This is a genomic window from Kitasatospora sp. NPDC057518 (genome assembly GCF_042802075.1).
In the GTDB taxonomy this organism is placed as follows: Bacteria; Actinomycetota; Actinomycetes; order Streptomycetales; family Streptomycetaceae; genus Kitasatospora.
In genome coordinates this window covers 1-14,997 of the sequence record NZ_JBHVEU010000213.1, presented here as the reverse complement: position 1 = coordinate 14,997, position 14,997 = coordinate 1, and the positions used below count along the sequence as shown (strand labels likewise).

The window sequence follows — 14,997 nt, the reverse complement described above, 5'->3', positions numbered from 1 at the left end:
TCCTTTGACCTCGCCGCAGGCGCGTCCCATCAGGTGTTCTGCAACCTGCCAGACATCACCAAGCTGACGACGAACACGGTGACGGCCTCCTTCCCCGGCCCCGGCGGAACACCCATCACCACACCACCCTCCGAAGCCAGTGCCGACGTTCCGTCCCTGGTCATCAACAAGGAGGTCTGCACCTCGACCAACCCGGCCGACTGCGGTGACGGCGGTGCAGGCCCGTGGGCGAAGACCACCACCCTGGCGCCGAATGGGACGGCGTACTGGCGGATCACGGTGACCAACAACGGCACGGTCAACCTGACCGGCATCACCCTCACCGACGCCGTCACACCGTCGTGCGTGACGGCCGCCGGCTCCTTTGACCTCGCCGCAGGCGCGTCCCATCAGGTGTTCTGCAACCTGCCAGACATCACCAAGCTGACGACGAACACGGTGACGGCCTCCTTCCCAGGGCCCGGTGGCACCCCGATCACCACACCGCCCTCCGAGGCGAGCGTTGACGTTCCGTCGCTGACGATCAACAAGGAGGTCTGCACCTCCGCGAACGCCGCTGACTGCGGTGAGGGCGGCGCGGGACCGTGGGCCAAGACCACCACCGTCGCGCCGAACGGCACCGCCTACTGGCGCATCACCGTCACCAACAACGGCACGGTCAACCTGACCGGCATCACCCTCACCGACACGGTCACGCCGTCGTGTGTCACAGCTGCTGGCACCTTCGACCTGGCGGCAGGCGCCTCCCATCAGGTGTTCTGCAACCTGACGAGCGTCACCCAGTCGACGACGAACACGGTGACGGCGTCCTTCCCCGGCCCCGGCGGCACACCAATCACTACACCGCCCTCCGAGGCGAGCGTCGACGTCCCGTCGCTGACGATCAACAAGGAGGTCTGCACCAGCACCAACCCGGCCGACTGCGGTGACGGCGGCGCCGGCCCCTGGGCCAAGACCACCACCCTCACCCCGAACGGCACCGCCTACTGGCGCATCACGGTGACCAACAACGGCCCCGTCAACATCACCGGCATCACCCTCGCCGACTCCGTGACGCCGGCTTGTGTCACGGCTGCCGGATCGTTCGACCTCGCGGCAGGTGCCTCCAAGCAGGTCTTCTGCAACCTGACAGACGTCACCAAGCTGACGACAAACACGGTGACGGCCTCCTTCCCGGGCCCCGGCGGCACCCCGATCACCACGCCCCCGTCCGAGGCCAGTGCCGACGTCCCGTCCCTGGCCGTCAACAAGGAGGTCTGCACCTCCGCAAACACCGCCGACTGCGGTGACGGCGGACCCGGCCCCTGGGCCAAAACCACCACCATCGCGCCGAACAGCACCGCCTACTGGCGGATCACCGTCACCAACAACGGCACGGTGAACCTGACCGGCATCACGCTGAACGACTCCGTGACGCCGGCCTGCGTGACAACTGCGGGGACATTCGACCTCGCGGCAGGCGCGTCCAAGCAGGTGTTCTGCAACCTGACAGGCGTCACCCAGCCGACGACGAACACGGTGACGGCGTCCTTCCCCGGCCCCGGCGGCACCCCGATCACCACACCGCCGTCCGAGGCGAGCGTGGACGTGAGCGGCACCAACGTTCCGTCGCTGAGCGTCGACAAGGAGGTCTGCCAGTCGGACAAGTCCGGCGACTGCGGTGCGGGCGGCGCCGGGCCGTGGGGCAAGGAGGTGACGCTGCACAAGGGTGGGGCGTCCGAGGAGCCGTGTGCGCCGGACAAGTGCCAGGCGTTCTGGCAGATCACGGTGACCAACACCGGCACGGTGGACCTGACCGGGATCACGCTGAACGACCGCCAGGAGGTGTCCTGCACGGTGGCGGCCGGGACGTTCGATCTGGCAGCGGGGCAGACGAAGAAGTTCTACTGCTCCAGCCTGATCAGCGAGGACACCGTCAACACGGTCACCGCCTCCTACGTGCCGCCGAACTCGCCGCCCGGGACCGAGCCGGTGACCACTCCGCCGTCCTCCGCGCTCGCCCGGTGCACGCCGCCGTGCGAGAAGGAGGAGTGCCACGAGCACAAGCCCGGCCATGAGAACGGCAATGGGAACGGCAGTGGCCACGGCAACGGGAACGGGAATGGGAACGGCAACGGCCAGGGGCCGGAGCACGGCAGCACCGGTCCCGGCGAGCACCCGCAGGGCGGGCACCAGCAGCACCACGAGGCTGGGCCGCTGCCGGACACCGGCTCGTCGGTCCGGCCCTACGCCGCGACCGGTGCGGCGCTGGCCGGTCTCGGTTCGGTGCTGGCCCTCCTGGTCCGGGCGCGCAGGCGCCGGGCGGGCGGGGTGAGCGAGTGAGCCCGACAAGGCCGGACCGGTCCTGACGGGCCGAGGGCGGGGGCCCGGGAGGAAGTCCTCCCGGGCCACCGCCCTTGTGCGGCCGTCACGGAGGCATGCGGTCGGAATCCGCCGTCGACGCAGGCCCTGGACCTGGCCGCCTCCTTCAGGGGACCCTACGGGCATGGAGTTCTTCTGCTACCACCGCGACCGGCCCGGCTCCGGGACGTTGCGCCGCGAACTGCTGGAACAGCACTGGTCCTACATGGACGGGTACGCGGAGGAGTTGATCGCCCGGGGCCCGACCCTCACCGAGGACCGCGGCGCCCCCACCGGCAGCGTGCACATCATCGACCTGCCCGATGCCGCCGCGGCCCGGGCGTTCGCCTTCGCCGAGCCGGGTTACCAGGCGGGCGTCTACCGGGACGTGTTGCTGCGGCGGTGGAGCAACACGCTGGGGCGCACCATGTGGGACTTCCCCGGCGGCCGGACCGGCGGCAACCGGTACCTGGTGCTCGGCCTCGGCTCGGGGCCGGCCGTCGACCTCGCCGTGCCGGCCGACCGGGACGGGCTGATCGCCTACGGTCCGCTGCTGTCCGACGACGGCACCGCCTGGCTGGGCACGGCCGCGTTGCTCCGGGCGCCGGACCGGGATGCGGCGGGCGCCGTCCTGACCCGGGAGCGGTACGCCGACATCGAGGTGCACGACTGGCAGTTCGGCGGGCGGCCGTCCTGACCGGCCGGTGCTGAGGCCGGTGCGCCGGGCCTGCGTCCACCGCATCCAGTGCCAGATCCGTCCGCCGTCCGCCCCTGGGAGACCTCGTGCGGGCGGTTCCTCGCGGCCTACCGTGGCGGGGTGAGCGAGGAGACGGACGGGTGTACCGGGCGGGTGCTGGTCCTGGTGCTGCCCGAGGTGAATCTGCTGGACCTCGGCGGTCCTGTGCAGGTGTTCGACGCCGCGGCGCAGCTCGGCGGCGGTTACCGGCTGGAGTACGTCGCCGAGGCGGACGCTCTGCGGTCCGCCCAGGGCCTGCGGCTGGCGGGGCTGGCGCCGCTGGCCACGAGCCGGGCGGCAGCCGGTGACCTGGTGCTCGTGCCGGGCCCCCGGCTGACCGGATCCGACCGGCTGGTGGCACCCGCCGTCGTGCGCTGGGTGCGTGAGGCGTACGACGCGGGTGCCCGGGTGGCGTCCGTGTGCAGCGGTGCGGTCGTCCTGGGGGAGGCGGGGCTGCTGGACGGCAGGGCGTGCACGACCCACTGGTCGCTCACCTCGGCGATGCGCGACCGGTACCCGCGGGCCCGGGTGCGTGAGGCCGCGCTCTACGTGCACGACGGGCGGATCAGCACCAGTGCGGGCATCTCGTCGGGGATCGATCTCGCGTTGTCCCTGGTCGAGCGGGAGCGCGGCCCGGAGCTGGCCGGGCGGGTCGCGCGTGAGCTGGTGCTGTACCTGCGACGGGACGGGGACGCGGCACAGATCAGTCCGTTCCTGCGGCACCGCGACCACGTCCAGCCCGCGGTGCACCGGGTGCAGGACCATCTGGCGCAGCACCTGGACGCCGCCTTCACCCTGCGTGAACTCGCCGGCATCGCCGGGCTGTCCCCTCGCGGTCTGACGCGGGCCTTCACCGCGGCCGCCGGCCTCACCCCGTTCGCCTACCAGCGGCAACTGCGGCTGGAGCGGGCCCGCGCCCTGCTGTCCGGTACCGACCTGACGGTGGAGGCGGTCGCGCTCCGGTGCGGGTTCCGTGACGCCCGGCAGCTGCGCCGGGTGGTCGCCGACGCCTTCGGGGCCCCGCCCTCGCTGCTGCGGGCGCCACTGCGGCCGACCGCCTGACGGGCCCGGCCTCCTCGGCGTAGAGCCTCTTCTGCGACCGGTTCACCCCGACCTCCTCCGATTTCCCCCTTTCCCGTTTCCACGAGGGCCGACGGCACCGTGCTGCCGGAACGTGCCCGGATTGTCAAGGTATGTCTTGTTCGCGATGAGTTCCGGGCCCCGTAGGGGGCACCGAGCGCTGCGCCGTACCGGCCGGGTGCTGCTGGGCACGGGTCTGACGGCCGCGTCCTTCGCGGGGATCGCCTTCGCGGGGGTGAGCGCGTCGATGGCGGACAGCTTCGCCGCCGCGCCCCGCGGATCCGATGCCCGGGAGTGGCCGACCGCCCGGCCGGTGCCGGAGGGCAGGATCACCGTGGCGGTCGCGGTCAGCAACGAGGGCTCCGTGGCCACCGACGTCCTCGCGCCCTACCAGGTGTTCGCCGAGTCGCCGACGATGTTCGTCTACACGGTGGCCGCCGAACGCCGTGTCTCCCCGCTGTCCGGCGGTGCCCATCTGCTGCCCGACCACACGCTGGCCGAGGTGGCGGGCGGCACTCTGCCGGAACCCGACGTGGTGGTCGTGCCCGCCGTGACCGACCCCGCCGGCGCGGGCGAGGAGCGCCTGCGCGAGTGGATCGTCGAACGCCACCGCAAGGGCGCCCGGATCCTCGGGGTGTGCGCGGGCTCCGAGCTGCTGGCCGCCTCCGGTCTGCTCGACGGCCGCGAGGCCACGTCGTTCTGGTCCAACATCGGCTCCCTGGAGCGCGGTTACCCGAAGGTCGACTGGCAGCGCGGGCGGCGCTACGTCGAGGACGGGCGGGTGACCACCACCGCGGGCGTCACCTCCGGCACCGTGGGCGCGCTGCGGCTGGTCGGGGAGCTGGCCGGCGAGGCGGAGTCGACCCGTATCGGCACCGGCCTGGCCTACCCCGGCTGGACTCCGGACGGGCCGACCGCGATACCGGCCAACCACCTCGCCCTCGGCGACCTCCCGTACGCCCTCAACGCCGCGTTCCCGTGGCTGCGCTCCACCACGGCCATCGGCCTGGTCGACGGCGTCGAGGAGATCGACGCGGCCGCCGCCTTCGAGGGGTACGGCGGAGTCTCCTTCGCCACCCGGACGCTGGTGATCGGCGCCGGCGACACCGTCACCACCCGCCACGGCCTGGTCCTCGCCACCCGGCCCGCGACGGGAGGCGCCCACGGGGCGGACCGCTTCGTGGTGCCCGGCGTCAGGGACGCCTCCGGCCTCGACGGTGCGCTGGGCGACTGGGCCCTGCGCAACGGGCTCGCCGCCGAACTGCCCGGCGGAGGACGGCGGTCCGGGGAGTTCGGCTTCGATCCGGTCCTGCGGGACCTCGCCGAGCACGGCGACCGCCGTACGGCACTGACCACCGCGAAGTTCTCCGAGTACCCCTCGGCCCATCTGGAGCTGACCGGCGCGTCCTGGCCCTGGCGGTCCACTCTGCTGGCCGCGGCGGCGGTCGCCGTGAGCGTGGGGGTGGGGCTGGCACCGACGGCGGTCCGGCACACGGTTCGACGGCGGCGCCGCGCCGCACCGGGCCGCTGAGGGGGACCCGCCGGGGCCACGACGGCCCGTGGAGCGGTGGCCGTGCCGTCCGTCAGATCGGGTCCGTCTTGATCGTTCCGACGCACAGGGCCCAGATGACGAGGGCGTCGATCGCGATCAGGACGATGGCCCACAGGGGGTAGTAGGGCAGCCAGAGGAAGTTGGCGATCATCCCCAGCCCTGCCACGACCAGACCGACGATGCGGGCCCAGGCGGCGCCGCTGAAGACCGCGACACCCGCCACCACTACGAAGACGCCGAGGATGAGGTGGATCCATCCCCAGCCCTCGGTGTTCATCGCGTACACGTAGCTGCGGGTGACCACGAGCAGGCTGTCGTGGGTGATGGCGGCGCTGCCCTGGAAGATCGCCATGAGGCCGGCGGTGATCAGCATGACCCCGGCGAAGATGGTCCACCCTGACGCGTAGGGGTACTGCTCGCGGCCCCGGGCGGTGGGGCCGACTCCGGACGTACTGCTGGCCATGACACGGTCTCCTTCGATCGCGGTCGCCTCGCGGACGGGGGACGGGGACGGGGACGGAGGGACGAGCAGCCGGGTGGAGGGGCTCCGGACGACCCGGAGCGGGGCACCCGCACCGGCAGAGCCCCACATTCACCGTAAGACCGGACCCTCCATCCCGCCGTCGGACGACCGGCCCGCCCGGCCGCTGCCCCGGCCGCCGCCCCGCCCTCGCCCGGGCCGTCGCGGGCACCGCGCACGGAACCCGCTTGACCTTGACACCGTGACAAGCCCTTCACTGAGGCCCAGGAGGTGGTCCTGATGACCAGGCCGGAAGAGGACAGGGACACGATGCGGGCGGCGCTCCGCGGGCTGGAGCACGACGACCCGTCGGTGCGCCTGCGGGCGGCGCTGGCCGTCGGCACGAACCCGGACGCGGGGTTCGTCCGCCCGCTCGTCGGGCGGTGCGCGGTCGAGCCCGAGTTCTCCGTGCGCGAGATGCTCACCTGGGCGCTCACCCGCCACGAGGCGGCGGTGACCGTCCCGCTGCTGCTCGGCGAGGTCCGCGCGGAGCGGGCGCAGGCCCGGAGCCAGGCCCTGCACACGCTGTCCAAGATCGGGGACCGGCGGGCGTGGCCGGCGATCACGCCGGCGTTGCTGGCCGACGCCGACGAGGAGGTGGCCCGCAGCGCCTGGCGGGCCGCGGTCGTGCTCGTACCCGAGGACGGGGTGCCCGCGCTGGCCGTAGTGTTGGCGGCTCAGCTCGGGCGCGGCGGACGCGAGACGCGGCTGAGCCTCAGCCGGGCGCTGGTCGCGCTCGGGGAGGCGGTGCTGCCGACGCTGGGCGCCGCGACGACGGACCCCGACCCCGGGGTGCGCGCGCACGCGCTCGCCACCGAACGGCTGTGGCACGACCCGGACGCCGGGTTCGAGCTCGCCGTCGAGGAGGCGAAGCGCACGGCGGTCTTCGGCGAGGGCCGCCAGGAGGGACGGTAGGCAGTGTTGATCGGCGACGTCGCCCGGCGGTCGGGGGTCAGCGCCCGCATGCTCAGGCACTACGAGTCGCTCGGGCTGGTGCGTCCGACAGGGCGCACCGGCTCCGGTTACCGCCGGTACGCGGACGAGGACATCCGGCGGATCTTCCACATCGAGAGCCTGCGGTCGCTGGGCCTGTCGCTGCGCGACGTCGGACGGGCCCTGGACGATCCCGGCTTCGCGCCCGCGGAGCTCGTCGAGGACCTCATCCTCCGGACCCGTGAGCGCATCGCGGCGGAGACGGAGCTGCTCACCCGGCTGCGGCGGATCGACGCCGCGGAGCCCGCCGGGTGGGAGGAGGTCCTCCGGGTCGTCGCGCTGCTCCAGGCCCTGGAGTCGAAGAGCCCGGGGGCGCGGCAGCGCGCCGCGCTGTCCGCGGGCGAGGACGCGGCGGTGCCGGTGGAGGCGCTGGTCGAGGCCGTGCTGGGCGAGTCGGACCCGATCGTCGCCGGGGCGCTCCGGTGGGCGCTGGCGCAGTCGGGCGGGGACGGGACGGCCCTGCTCGCGGAGGGGCTGGACTCGTCCGCGGCCGAGGTGCGCGAGCGGGCCGTCCGGTCCCTCGCCGAGCTGCCGGACGGGACGGCGACCGCGCTGCTGCGGGACGCCCTCGGGCACCCCGACGCCGTGGTCCGCAGGTACGCGGCCCTGGCGCTCGGGGCCCGCGGCGTGGCCGACGCGGTCCCGACGCTCATCGACATGATCGTCGGGGCGACGAACGACGCCGACGCGGCGGACGCGCTGGGCGCGCTGGCGAACGGCTCCGCTGCGGTGGACGATCCCGCTCCGGCGGACGGCGCCACGCCGGCGAGCGGCCCCGCGCTGGCGGACCGGATCGCCGCCGGGCTGGTCGACCGCCTCGCCCGGGAGGCCGTCGGCCCGGACGCGCGCCGACGGCTGACCCAGGCGCTCGCGGACGTCCCGGGCGGTACGGCGTCCCGCGCCCTCGAAGCGCTCGCGCGGGACGAGGACCGTGCGGTCGCGCTGACCGCGACGTACATTCTCAAGCTGCGCGACACTCGGTAGTCCGCGATGGTCACGCGGTAGCCGGAGGCGGGTTCGAGGTGGGGGTGGCATGACAGGGGCCGGGCGGTTCCGTCGACAGCGGCGGCTGTTCCTCTCGGTGGCGATCGACACGTTCGGCTCCGGCGTCTTCCTGCCGCTGTCGCTGCTGTTCTTCGTCACCGTCCGGCACTTCCCGGCGGCCGCCGCGGGCACCGCCGTGACGGTCGGGTCGCTCGCGTCCTTCGCCGTCGTGCCGCTCTGCGGACGGGCCGTCCAGGCGGTGGGGCCCAAGTCCTGCCTGGTCGTCAGCAACGTCCTGACCGCGCTCGGGTACGGGCTGTTCTTCGCGGCCGGGAACCTGGTCACCGTGGCGGCCGCCACCTTCCTCGTGACGGCCTCCGACCGCCTCTACGGCGCCGCCTGGCCCACCCTGGTCGCGCGGTTCGCGAAGCCGGAGGAGCTCACCGAGTGGTTCTCCGCGGTCACCGTGCTCAAGACGACCTCCCTGGGCGTCGGCACCCTGGGGGCGACCGCCCTGATGGCGCTCGCCGGCGGGCACGGCCTGGAGGTCGCGCTCGCCCTGAACAGCGCGAGCTCCCTCCTCGCGGCCGCCCTCCTGCTGGGGGTGACCGTGCCGGCCGCCGATCGGCCCGGGCTCCGGGCGGCGAGGTCGAACACCCGGGCGGCGCTCGGCGACCGGCCGTTCCTGTCCCTGGTCGCGTCCCAGACACTGCTCTCGGCGGCCTGGCTGATCCCGACCGTCGCCTTCCCCCTCTACCTGGTGGAGGGCCTCCACCAGGCCGCCTACTGGCCGACCGTCGTGGTCGCCGTGCGCTACGCCACCGCCACCACCCTGCAGATGCGGATCAGCCGGCTGCTGTCCGGCTGGAGCCGCTCGCGGGTCCTGGGCCTGTCGATCGGCGCGGCGGCCGGCGCCATCGCCCTCACCGCGACGGTCTCCACCGCCCCGCACGCCCTCCAGGGCCCGCTCGCCGTCCTCGTGGCGGTGGTGCTTGCGCTGGCCGAACTGGCCTCGAAGCCCACCGCGGCCGCGACGGCGGTCGCCATGGCGCCCAAGGGCGACGAGGGACCGTACATGTCCCTGTTCCAGCTGACCTGGACGGTGTCCTACGCGGTCGGACCGGCGGTCATCGGCCTGGGCCTGCAGAACCCCCCGCTGCTCTGGAGCGCGCTGGCCCTCTGCGTGGCGGCCAGCGCCCTGGCCCACCGCCTCCGCACGCCCTGGCGACCGCGGCCGCAACCGCACGGGCCCTCGGTCCGTGGGCTGCGGGAGAAGGCCGAGGCCCCGTAGCCGACGCCCCGGACGCCCCGGACGCGCGGGCCGGGCGTCAGTGGCGTACCGGCGGCTGCTCGGCGGCGCCGTAGGCGCGCAGCTGGTACGGGAGCGCGGACGGGCGGCACCACTGGAGGTCGAGGCCGCAGGCGCCGAGGACGGCGCCGAAGGCGTGCCGCATCGCGTCCTGGACGGCGGTGCGGGCCCGTGCGGCCCGCTCGGCGGCGGGGGTGTCGCCGTCGGCGGCCGCGGACAGGCGGCGGGAGGGGTTCCAGTGGAGGTCGGCGACGCCGGTGGTGTCGTCGCCGTCGTCGACGGGCCGGCACGGGGCGAGGGTGATGCCGGGCGCGTGCAGGTGGTCGGCGACCGGCAGTCCGGCCAGTGCGGCGGTGCGGCGCACCGCGTCGACGACGTGCGCGCCGATGCCGAGGTCCTGCGGGCGGGACCCGGCCGGAGCGGCGGTGTCCCGGCCGGCGTCCTGTCCGGTGGCCGGGGCGGGGCCGCTGGTACGGCCGACCCTGGTCTCCCCGTCGAGCCGGCCGGCCTCGACCTCGATGCCGAAGGCCGGCAGGAACTCCGCCAGCGCGTTCTGCATGCTGCTGGTGACGACCCGGCCGGCGGCGGAGGCCGGCTGCTGGAACTCCTCCATGGCCGCCGCGGCGGCCAGCCGGGGGCCGGGCTCCCAGTGCAGGGCGATCAGGCCGGCGCAGTCGTCGGAGTCGTCGAACGGCCGGGCCGGGCGCAGCTGGACGCCGGGGCCGTGTCCGCCGTACCCGACGGGCAGGCCGGCCAGGAGGAGCGCCTCGGTGACGCGGTCGGCGAGCAGCGGGTCGATCCGGGGCCCGCCCGGGGAGGTGCGTTCCGCAGCCGTGTCCTGCCGTGCGGCAGCCGTGTTCACGCCGTCCTCCTCCGGGTCCAGGGCGGCGGCCGACCGCCTGCGCCCCGAGCGTACGGCGTACCCGGACGGACCGTCGGCGAATCCCGGAACCCGGCCACCGCGGCGCGCCCGCCGGGAGGGCGGGCGCACCGGCGGTGTGCGTCCGGTCAGTTCCAGGGGTTGGCCGGCTGGTCGTTGATGGCCGTCCAGAAACGGGTGTTGCTGGGGATGTTGCCGTAGGCCCAGAAGGTCCAGCCGCCGGTCTGCGACAGGTCGGTGCCGTAGTGGCCGTCGTGGAACTCGGCCTCGCGCCAGCCGGCGCCGAAACCGGCCTGGCAGACGCTGTCGGCCGCGGCCCGGCTGTTCAGGCGGGAGCCCTTGACCGGCTGGCTGAGGGCGACGGTGCCCTGCGCCCAGCCGTTGTAGAAGCCGAGGCTGATCCCGGACGGGGCCGGGCTGCCGTCGACGTTGAGGCAGAGCACGGGCAGCGAGACGGACGGCGCGGTGTCACCGTTGTAGGCGTTGCTCGGGCTGCCGCCGGGGCCGCCGACCTGGACGGTTCCGTCGGGGCCGTTGGAGACGACGGACCAGGTCATCCCGAGGTGGGTGGCCGGCCCGGTGGTGGCGGAGGCCGGGGCGGCGGTGAGCGGGATCAGGGCGGCGGCGGCGACGGCGGTCGCGGTGGCGACGGCCTTCTTCAGACGGTTCATCGACTGCTCCTGGGTTCGGGGTCCTCACTGGGCGACCGGCTCGTTTCGGCCGGTGCACAAGAAACTTCTCAACCGAACGCACACAACTGGCATGATCTGATCATCAGTTCGTCACGACTCGCGCCCGTCCTCCACGGCGGCCGGTCCGGTCCGGCCCCGCGGGCCCCAGGGAGGGACGTTGGAGTTCAGGATCCTCGGCTCGCTGGAGGTGTGGACCGGCGACGGCCGACGCATCCCCTCCGAAGGCTCCCGGCAGGAGCGGCTGCTCGCCGCCCTGCTGCTCAACGCGGACTCCTCCGTACCGGTCGCCCGCCTGGTGGACACCGTCTGGGACGAGCGGCCGCCGGCCACCGCCACCCGCCAGGTCCGCAACCTCGCCGGGGTGCTGCGGCGCCGCTTCGCCGAGGCCGACCCGGACGCGCCGCCCGCCCTGCTCACCGACGGCCGCGGCTACCGCATCACGCTCACCGGCCACCGCCTGGACGCCCGCGACTTCACCGACCGGCTCGCCCTCGCCCGCGCCGAGGCCGCCGCCGGGCGGGCCCCGGAGGCCGTCGACGGGCTCCGCTCGGCCCTCGCCCTGTGGCGCGGACCGGCCCTCGACGGACTCGCCGTGGACGCGGACGCCCCGGGCGCCGTCGCGCTGGACGAACTGCGGCTGACCGCCTGGGAGGAGTGCCTCGACCTGGAACTCGCGCTCGGCCGGCACCGTACGGCCGTCCCCGAACTCACCGCGCTGGTCGCCGACCACCCGCTGCGGGAACGGTTCACCGGACAGCTGATGCGCGCCCTGCACGGCTCCGGACGCACCCCCGAAGGGCTCGCCGCCTACCGCCGGTTCGCGGAACGGCTGGCCGACGAACTCGGGCTCGACCCCGGGCCCGAGCTGCGGGCGCTGCACCTGGAGCTGCTGGCCACCGAACCGGTGCCCGCCGCCCCGGCCCGGGCCGAGGAACCACCCGCGCCGGCGCCACCCGCGCCGGCGCAGGTGCAGGCGCCGCCCGCCCAACTCCCGCCCGCCCTGGCCACCTTCGTCGGACGCGACACCGAACTGCGGGCCCTGGACGCGCTGCTCACCGACCCGGCGGACCAGGAGGCCGGGCCGGCCGCCGCCGCGTGCGCGGTCTGCGCCGTCTCCGGACCGGCCGGGGTCGGCAAGACCACCCTCGCCGTCGACTGGGCCCACCGGGTCCGCGACCGCTTCCCGGACGGCCAGCTCTACGCCGACCTGCACGGCTACTCCGTCGACGCGCCGCTCGCCCCGCGCACCGTCCTGGCCCGCTTCCTGCGCGCCCTCGGCGTGCCCGGCGACCGGATCCCCGCGGCGGCGGACGAGGCGGCCGCGCTCTACCGCTCCCGGCTGGCCGACCGGCGGGTGCTCGTGATCCTCGACAACGCCCGCGACGCCGAGCAGGTCCGCCCGCTGCTGCCCGGCGCCCCGGGCTGCCGCACGGTCGTCACCAGCCGCACCCGGCTCGACGGACTGACCGTCCGCAACGGCGCCCGGCCGCTGGTGCTCGACGTCCTGCCCGCCCACCAGGCCCTCGAACTGCTGGCCCGCATGGTCGGCGAGCACCGCACCCGCGCCGAGCCGCGCGCCGCCGCCGAACTCGCCGACGCCTGCGGCCGACTGCCCCTCGCCCTGGCCGTCACCGCCAGCCGCCTGGCCGCCAGCCCGGACCGCAGCCTCGCCGCCCACGCCGCCGAACTCCTCGACACGGAGCACCGGTTGAGCGCCCTCCAGATCGAGGGCGACGACACCTCGGCGGTCCGTGCCGCCTTCGACCTCTCCTACCGCTCACTGCCCGGCGAGGCCCGCGACCTGCTCCGGCTGCTCGCCCTCGTCCCGGCCGTCGGCATCGGCGCCGACGCGGCCGCCGCCCTGGCCGGCGCCCCGCCCGCCGCCGTCCGGCCTGTCCTCGACCGGCTGGCCGCCGCCCACCTGCTCACCCCCGAGGACCGCGACCACTACCGGCTCAACGACCTCCTGCGCCTCTACGCCGCCGAACGCTGCTCCGTGGAGACCAGCGCCGCCGAACGCCGCGCCGCCCTGGTCCGCCTCGGCTCCTGGTACCTCCACCGCGGCCACTCCCCCGCCTTCCTCCCCACCCACCCCGCCGCCGACCACCCGGCCCGCCTGTACGGCCTCCACCTCGACGAATGGGTCGAGGTGGACCGCCTGGCCGCCGCTGCCGCCGCAGCAGCCGACCCCCCGCCGGGCGGCTAGAGCCAGCCGCGGCGGGCGGTCTTGAGGCCGGCTTCGAAGCGGCTGGCCGCGTCGAGGCGTTCCATCAGGACGGCCATCTGGCGGCGGACGGTGCGTACCGAGACGCCGAGGCGTTTGGCCGCCGCGTCGTCCGTGAGGCCGGTGGACAGCAGGCGCAGGAGTTCGCGCTCGCCGGTGGTCAGGGTCAGCGGCGGCGCGCCGTCGGGGTCGTCGGTGATCGGGACGGCGGTCTCCCAGGTCTGTTCGAACAGGGCGACCAGGGAGGCGACGATGCCCGGCTCCCGGGTGCACAGGGCGCCGGCCCGGGTGTTCTCCGGGTCGATCGGCAGCACGGCGGTGCTGCGGTCGAAGACCAGCATCCGGGGTGGCAGCACCGGTGCGGTGCGCACCTCGCCGCCGAGGCCGGACATCCAGCGGGCGTAGTCGAGGGTCTCCGGGGCGTCGTGGATGCTCTCCTGGTAGACGGTGCGCAGGCTGACGCCGCGTCGCAGGGCGTCCTCGTCGAGCGGCCGGGAGGCGGCCAGGCTGGCCGCGGACTGGGCGCCGCCGGGCATCACCGCCAGGACCTCGGTGGTCAGCCGGGCGGTCAGCACCTCCAGCTTGTCCTGGATGGCGTCGAGGCCGAGCAGCCGTTCGTGGTCGCCCACCGGGGTGTCGGTCCGCACCTTGGCGTACTCCCCCAGGGCCCGCGCGACGGCGGCCTTGGAGGCGGCCAACTCCTGCTGCCGACGGGCGAGTTCCTCCTCCTGGCGGCGCAGCAGGATCTCCAGGCCGCGCTCCGGGCTGACCGGCCGCAGGGTGCCGGGCCGCTCGCGGGAGGTCCGTAGCAGGGTGAGGTCGGCGAGCCGGTCGAGGGCCGCGCGCACGGCGGCCTCGGGGAGGCCGAGCCGGTCGCAGAGTTCCGCGACCCCGCCTTCCGGGTCGGCGAGCATTCCTCGGTAGACGGCTTCCGCGGTGGCGTCCAACCCCAGCAGTTCCAGCACTTCTCGACCCCTGATCCCCGTGGACGATTCCGTATGCCCGGTCGGCCCGGGCCGATCCTTCCCCCGGCCGGAACCCCTCGCAAGGGCATGATCCGGTCAACGGCCCCCGCCGCTGCCGCCCTTCGCGGTTCTGCAGCATGCTGCCTGTCCTGTTCCTGCCCGCCGAATTCCCTTCCCGTGGCGGCCCGCGGACCGGGAGGATTCGCCGTGCGCGCATTCCCCGAATTCCCGGACACCCAGAACTGCGTTATCCCCCAACGAAGTTCCCGCACAGAACAGGAATCCGCCGTGGCCGTCCGTCCACTCGCCGCCGTCCTCCTGACCCTCGCCCTCGCCGGCTCCGCCGCGCCGGCCTTCGCCGCCGGTACGACCGCCACCGACGCCCCGTCCGCCACCCAGGGCCCGGGTGGCGGGATCGGCTGGGACAACCCCTCCGCCCGGTCGATCGGCTGGGACGCCCCGCCCGCCGACGACGCCGTCACGCAGGCCTGACCTGCGGTGTTCGCAGTCCAGCTGACCGTGCCGGCCGGTGCCGCCGCCCCCTCGGGAGAGGCGGCGGCCGCGGCGATCCAGGCCGCGCTGTGGGCGTGCGCCGCCCCGGACGACGGCCTGGAGCACGTGCGCGCCCGCGCCGTGCCCGAGGGCGTCGGCCTGGTGCTCTACGTCCGCGCCGCCGACGAGGCGGCGGCCCGATCGAGGGCGCGGAACCTGCTGGCCAGGGC

Annotated in this window: 13 protein-coding genes and 1 pseudogene; 10 read left to right on the top strand and 4 right to left on the bottom strand. The window is 74.8% G+C overall.

Annotated features, from left to right (window positions below; translation table 11 throughout):
* From ACFU7Z_RS22005 to ACFU7Z_RS21990, 4 genes and pseudogenes are all read left to right on the top strand, one after another.
* Window positions 1-2,322 (top strand): annotated as a pseudogene (locus ACFU7Z_RS22005) (hypothetical protein); the annotation flags it as partial.
* 163 nt (window positions 2,323-2,485) lie between these two features.
* A complete protein-coding gene (locus ACFU7Z_RS22000) occupies window positions 2,486-3,037 on the top strand; it encodes a YciI family protein (protein ID WP_380779060.1) in 552 nt (183 codons plus the stop codon).
* 120 nt (window positions 3,038-3,157) lie between these two features.
* Window positions 3,158-4,138: a GlxA family transcriptional regulator gene (locus ACFU7Z_RS21995; protein ID WP_074005913.1), complete on the top strand. Its 981-nt coding sequence runs from the start codon at window positions 3,158-3,160 to the stop codon at window positions 4,136-4,138.
* A gap of 145 nt (window positions 4,139-4,283) precedes the next feature.
* A complete protein-coding gene (locus ACFU7Z_RS21990; protein ID WP_380779058.1) occupies window positions 4,284-5,687 on the top strand; it encodes a DJ-1/PfpI family protein in 1,404 nt (467 codons plus the stop codon).
* 52 nt (window positions 5,688-5,739) lie between these two features.
* Here the strand turns inward: ACFU7Z_RS21990 and ACFU7Z_RS21985 are convergent, their stop codons facing one another.
* Entirely contained in the window at window positions 5,740-6,171 is a 432-nt protein-coding gene (locus ACFU7Z_RS21985; protein WP_049656746.1) for a hypothetical protein, read from the bottom strand.
* A gap of 297 nt (window positions 6,172-6,468) precedes the next feature.
* On the opposite strand from ACFU7Z_RS21985, the gene ACFU7Z_RS21980 reads away from it, so the two are divergent.
* From ACFU7Z_RS21980 to ACFU7Z_RS21970, 3 genes are read left to right on the top strand one after another with little or no spacing between them, the layout of a single operon-like run.
* Window positions 6,469-7,143 (top strand): HEAT repeat domain-containing protein, encoded by a 675-nt coding sequence (locus ACFU7Z_RS21980; protein WP_049656759.1) that lies wholly within the window; start codon window positions 6,469-6,471, stop codon window positions 7,141-7,143.
* 3 nt (window positions 7,144-7,146) lie between these two features.
* Window positions 7,147-8,205, top strand: a complete 1,059-nt coding sequence (locus tag ACFU7Z_RS21975; RefSeq protein ID WP_380779056.1) for a HEAT repeat domain-containing protein — start codon at window positions 7,147-7,149, stop codon at window positions 8,203-8,205.
* A gap of 49 nt (window positions 8,206-8,254) precedes the next feature.
* Window positions 8,255-9,496: an MFS transporter gene (locus ACFU7Z_RS21970; RefSeq protein WP_380779054.1), complete on the top strand. Its 1,242-nt coding sequence runs from the start codon at window positions 8,255-8,257 to the stop codon at window positions 9,494-9,496.
* A gap of 37 nt (window positions 9,497-9,533) precedes the next feature.
* Here the strand turns inward: ACFU7Z_RS21970 and ACFU7Z_RS21965 are convergent, their stop codons facing one another.
* The gene (locus ACFU7Z_RS21965) at window positions 9,534-10,376 is read right to left on the bottom strand and encodes a hypothetical protein (RefSeq protein WP_380779052.1); all 843 of its coding nucleotides are present in this window, start codon (window positions 10,374-10,376) and stop codon (window positions 9,534-9,536) included.
* Between the two features lie 146 nt (window positions 10,377-10,522).
* Complete coding sequence (locus ACFU7Z_RS21960) at window positions 10,523-11,065, bottom strand: hypothetical protein (RefSeq protein WP_380743608.1); 543 nt, start codon at window positions 11,063-11,065, stop codon at window positions 10,523-10,525.
* Between the two features lie 178 nt (window positions 11,066-11,243).
* Here ACFU7Z_RS21960 and ACFU7Z_RS21955 point away from each other — a divergent pair, with 178 nt between their 5' ends.
* The gene (locus ACFU7Z_RS21955; protein ID WP_380779050.1) at window positions 11,244-13,292 is read left to right on the top strand and encodes a BTAD domain-containing putative transcriptional regulator; all 2,049 of its coding nucleotides are present in this window, start codon (window positions 11,244-11,246) and stop codon (window positions 13,290-13,292) included.
* Here ACFU7Z_RS21955 and ACFU7Z_RS21950 read toward each other — a convergent pair.
* Entirely contained in the window at window positions 13,289-14,275 is a 987-nt protein-coding gene (locus ACFU7Z_RS21950) for a LuxR C-terminal-related transcriptional regulator (protein WP_375875451.1), read from the bottom strand. The genes ACFU7Z_RS21955 and ACFU7Z_RS21950 overlap by 4 nt on opposite strands.
* 288 nt (window positions 14,276-14,563) lie before the next feature.
* Here ACFU7Z_RS21950 and ACFU7Z_RS21945 point away from each other — a divergent pair, with 288 nt between their 5' ends.
* Both ACFU7Z_RS21945 and ACFU7Z_RS21940 read left to right on the top strand, forming a co-directional pair.
* Window positions 14,564-14,767 carry a hypothetical protein gene (locus tag ACFU7Z_RS21945; RefSeq protein ID WP_049660754.1) on the top strand — a complete coding sequence of 68 codons (204 nt, stop codon included), beginning with the start codon at window positions 14,564-14,566 and terminating at the stop codon, window positions 14,765-14,767.
* Between the two features lie 6 nt (window positions 14,768-14,773).
* Window positions 14,774-14,997: hypothetical protein (locus ACFU7Z_RS21940; RefSeq protein WP_380779047.1), on the top strand; the 224-nt coding region annotated here is incomplete at its 3' end.

Coding starts and splice junctions, on each gene's coding strand:
- ACFU7Z_RS21990 (WP_380779058.1), top strand. CDS start 4,284: ATGAGTTCCGGGCCCCGTAGGGGGCACCGAGCGCTGCGCCGTACCGGC.
- ACFU7Z_RS21970 (WP_380779054.1), top strand. CDS start 8,255: ATGACAGGGGCCGGGCGGTTCCGTCGACAGCGGCGGCTGTTCCTCTCG.
- ACFU7Z_RS21985 (WP_049656746.1), bottom strand. CDS start 6,171: ATGGCCAGCAGTACGTCCGGAGTCGGCCCCACCGCCCGGGGCCGCGAG.
- ACFU7Z_RS21960 (WP_380743608.1), bottom strand. CDS start 11,065: ATGAACCGTCTGAAGAAGGCCGTCGCCACCGCGACCGCCGTCGCCGCC.
- ACFU7Z_RS22000 (WP_380779060.1), top strand. CDS start 2,486: ATGGAGTTCTTCTGCTACCACCGCGACCGGCCCGGCTCCGGGACGTTG.
- ACFU7Z_RS21980 (WP_049656759.1), top strand. CDS start 6,469: ATGACCAGGCCGGAAGAGGACAGGGACACGATGCGGGCGGCGCTCCGC.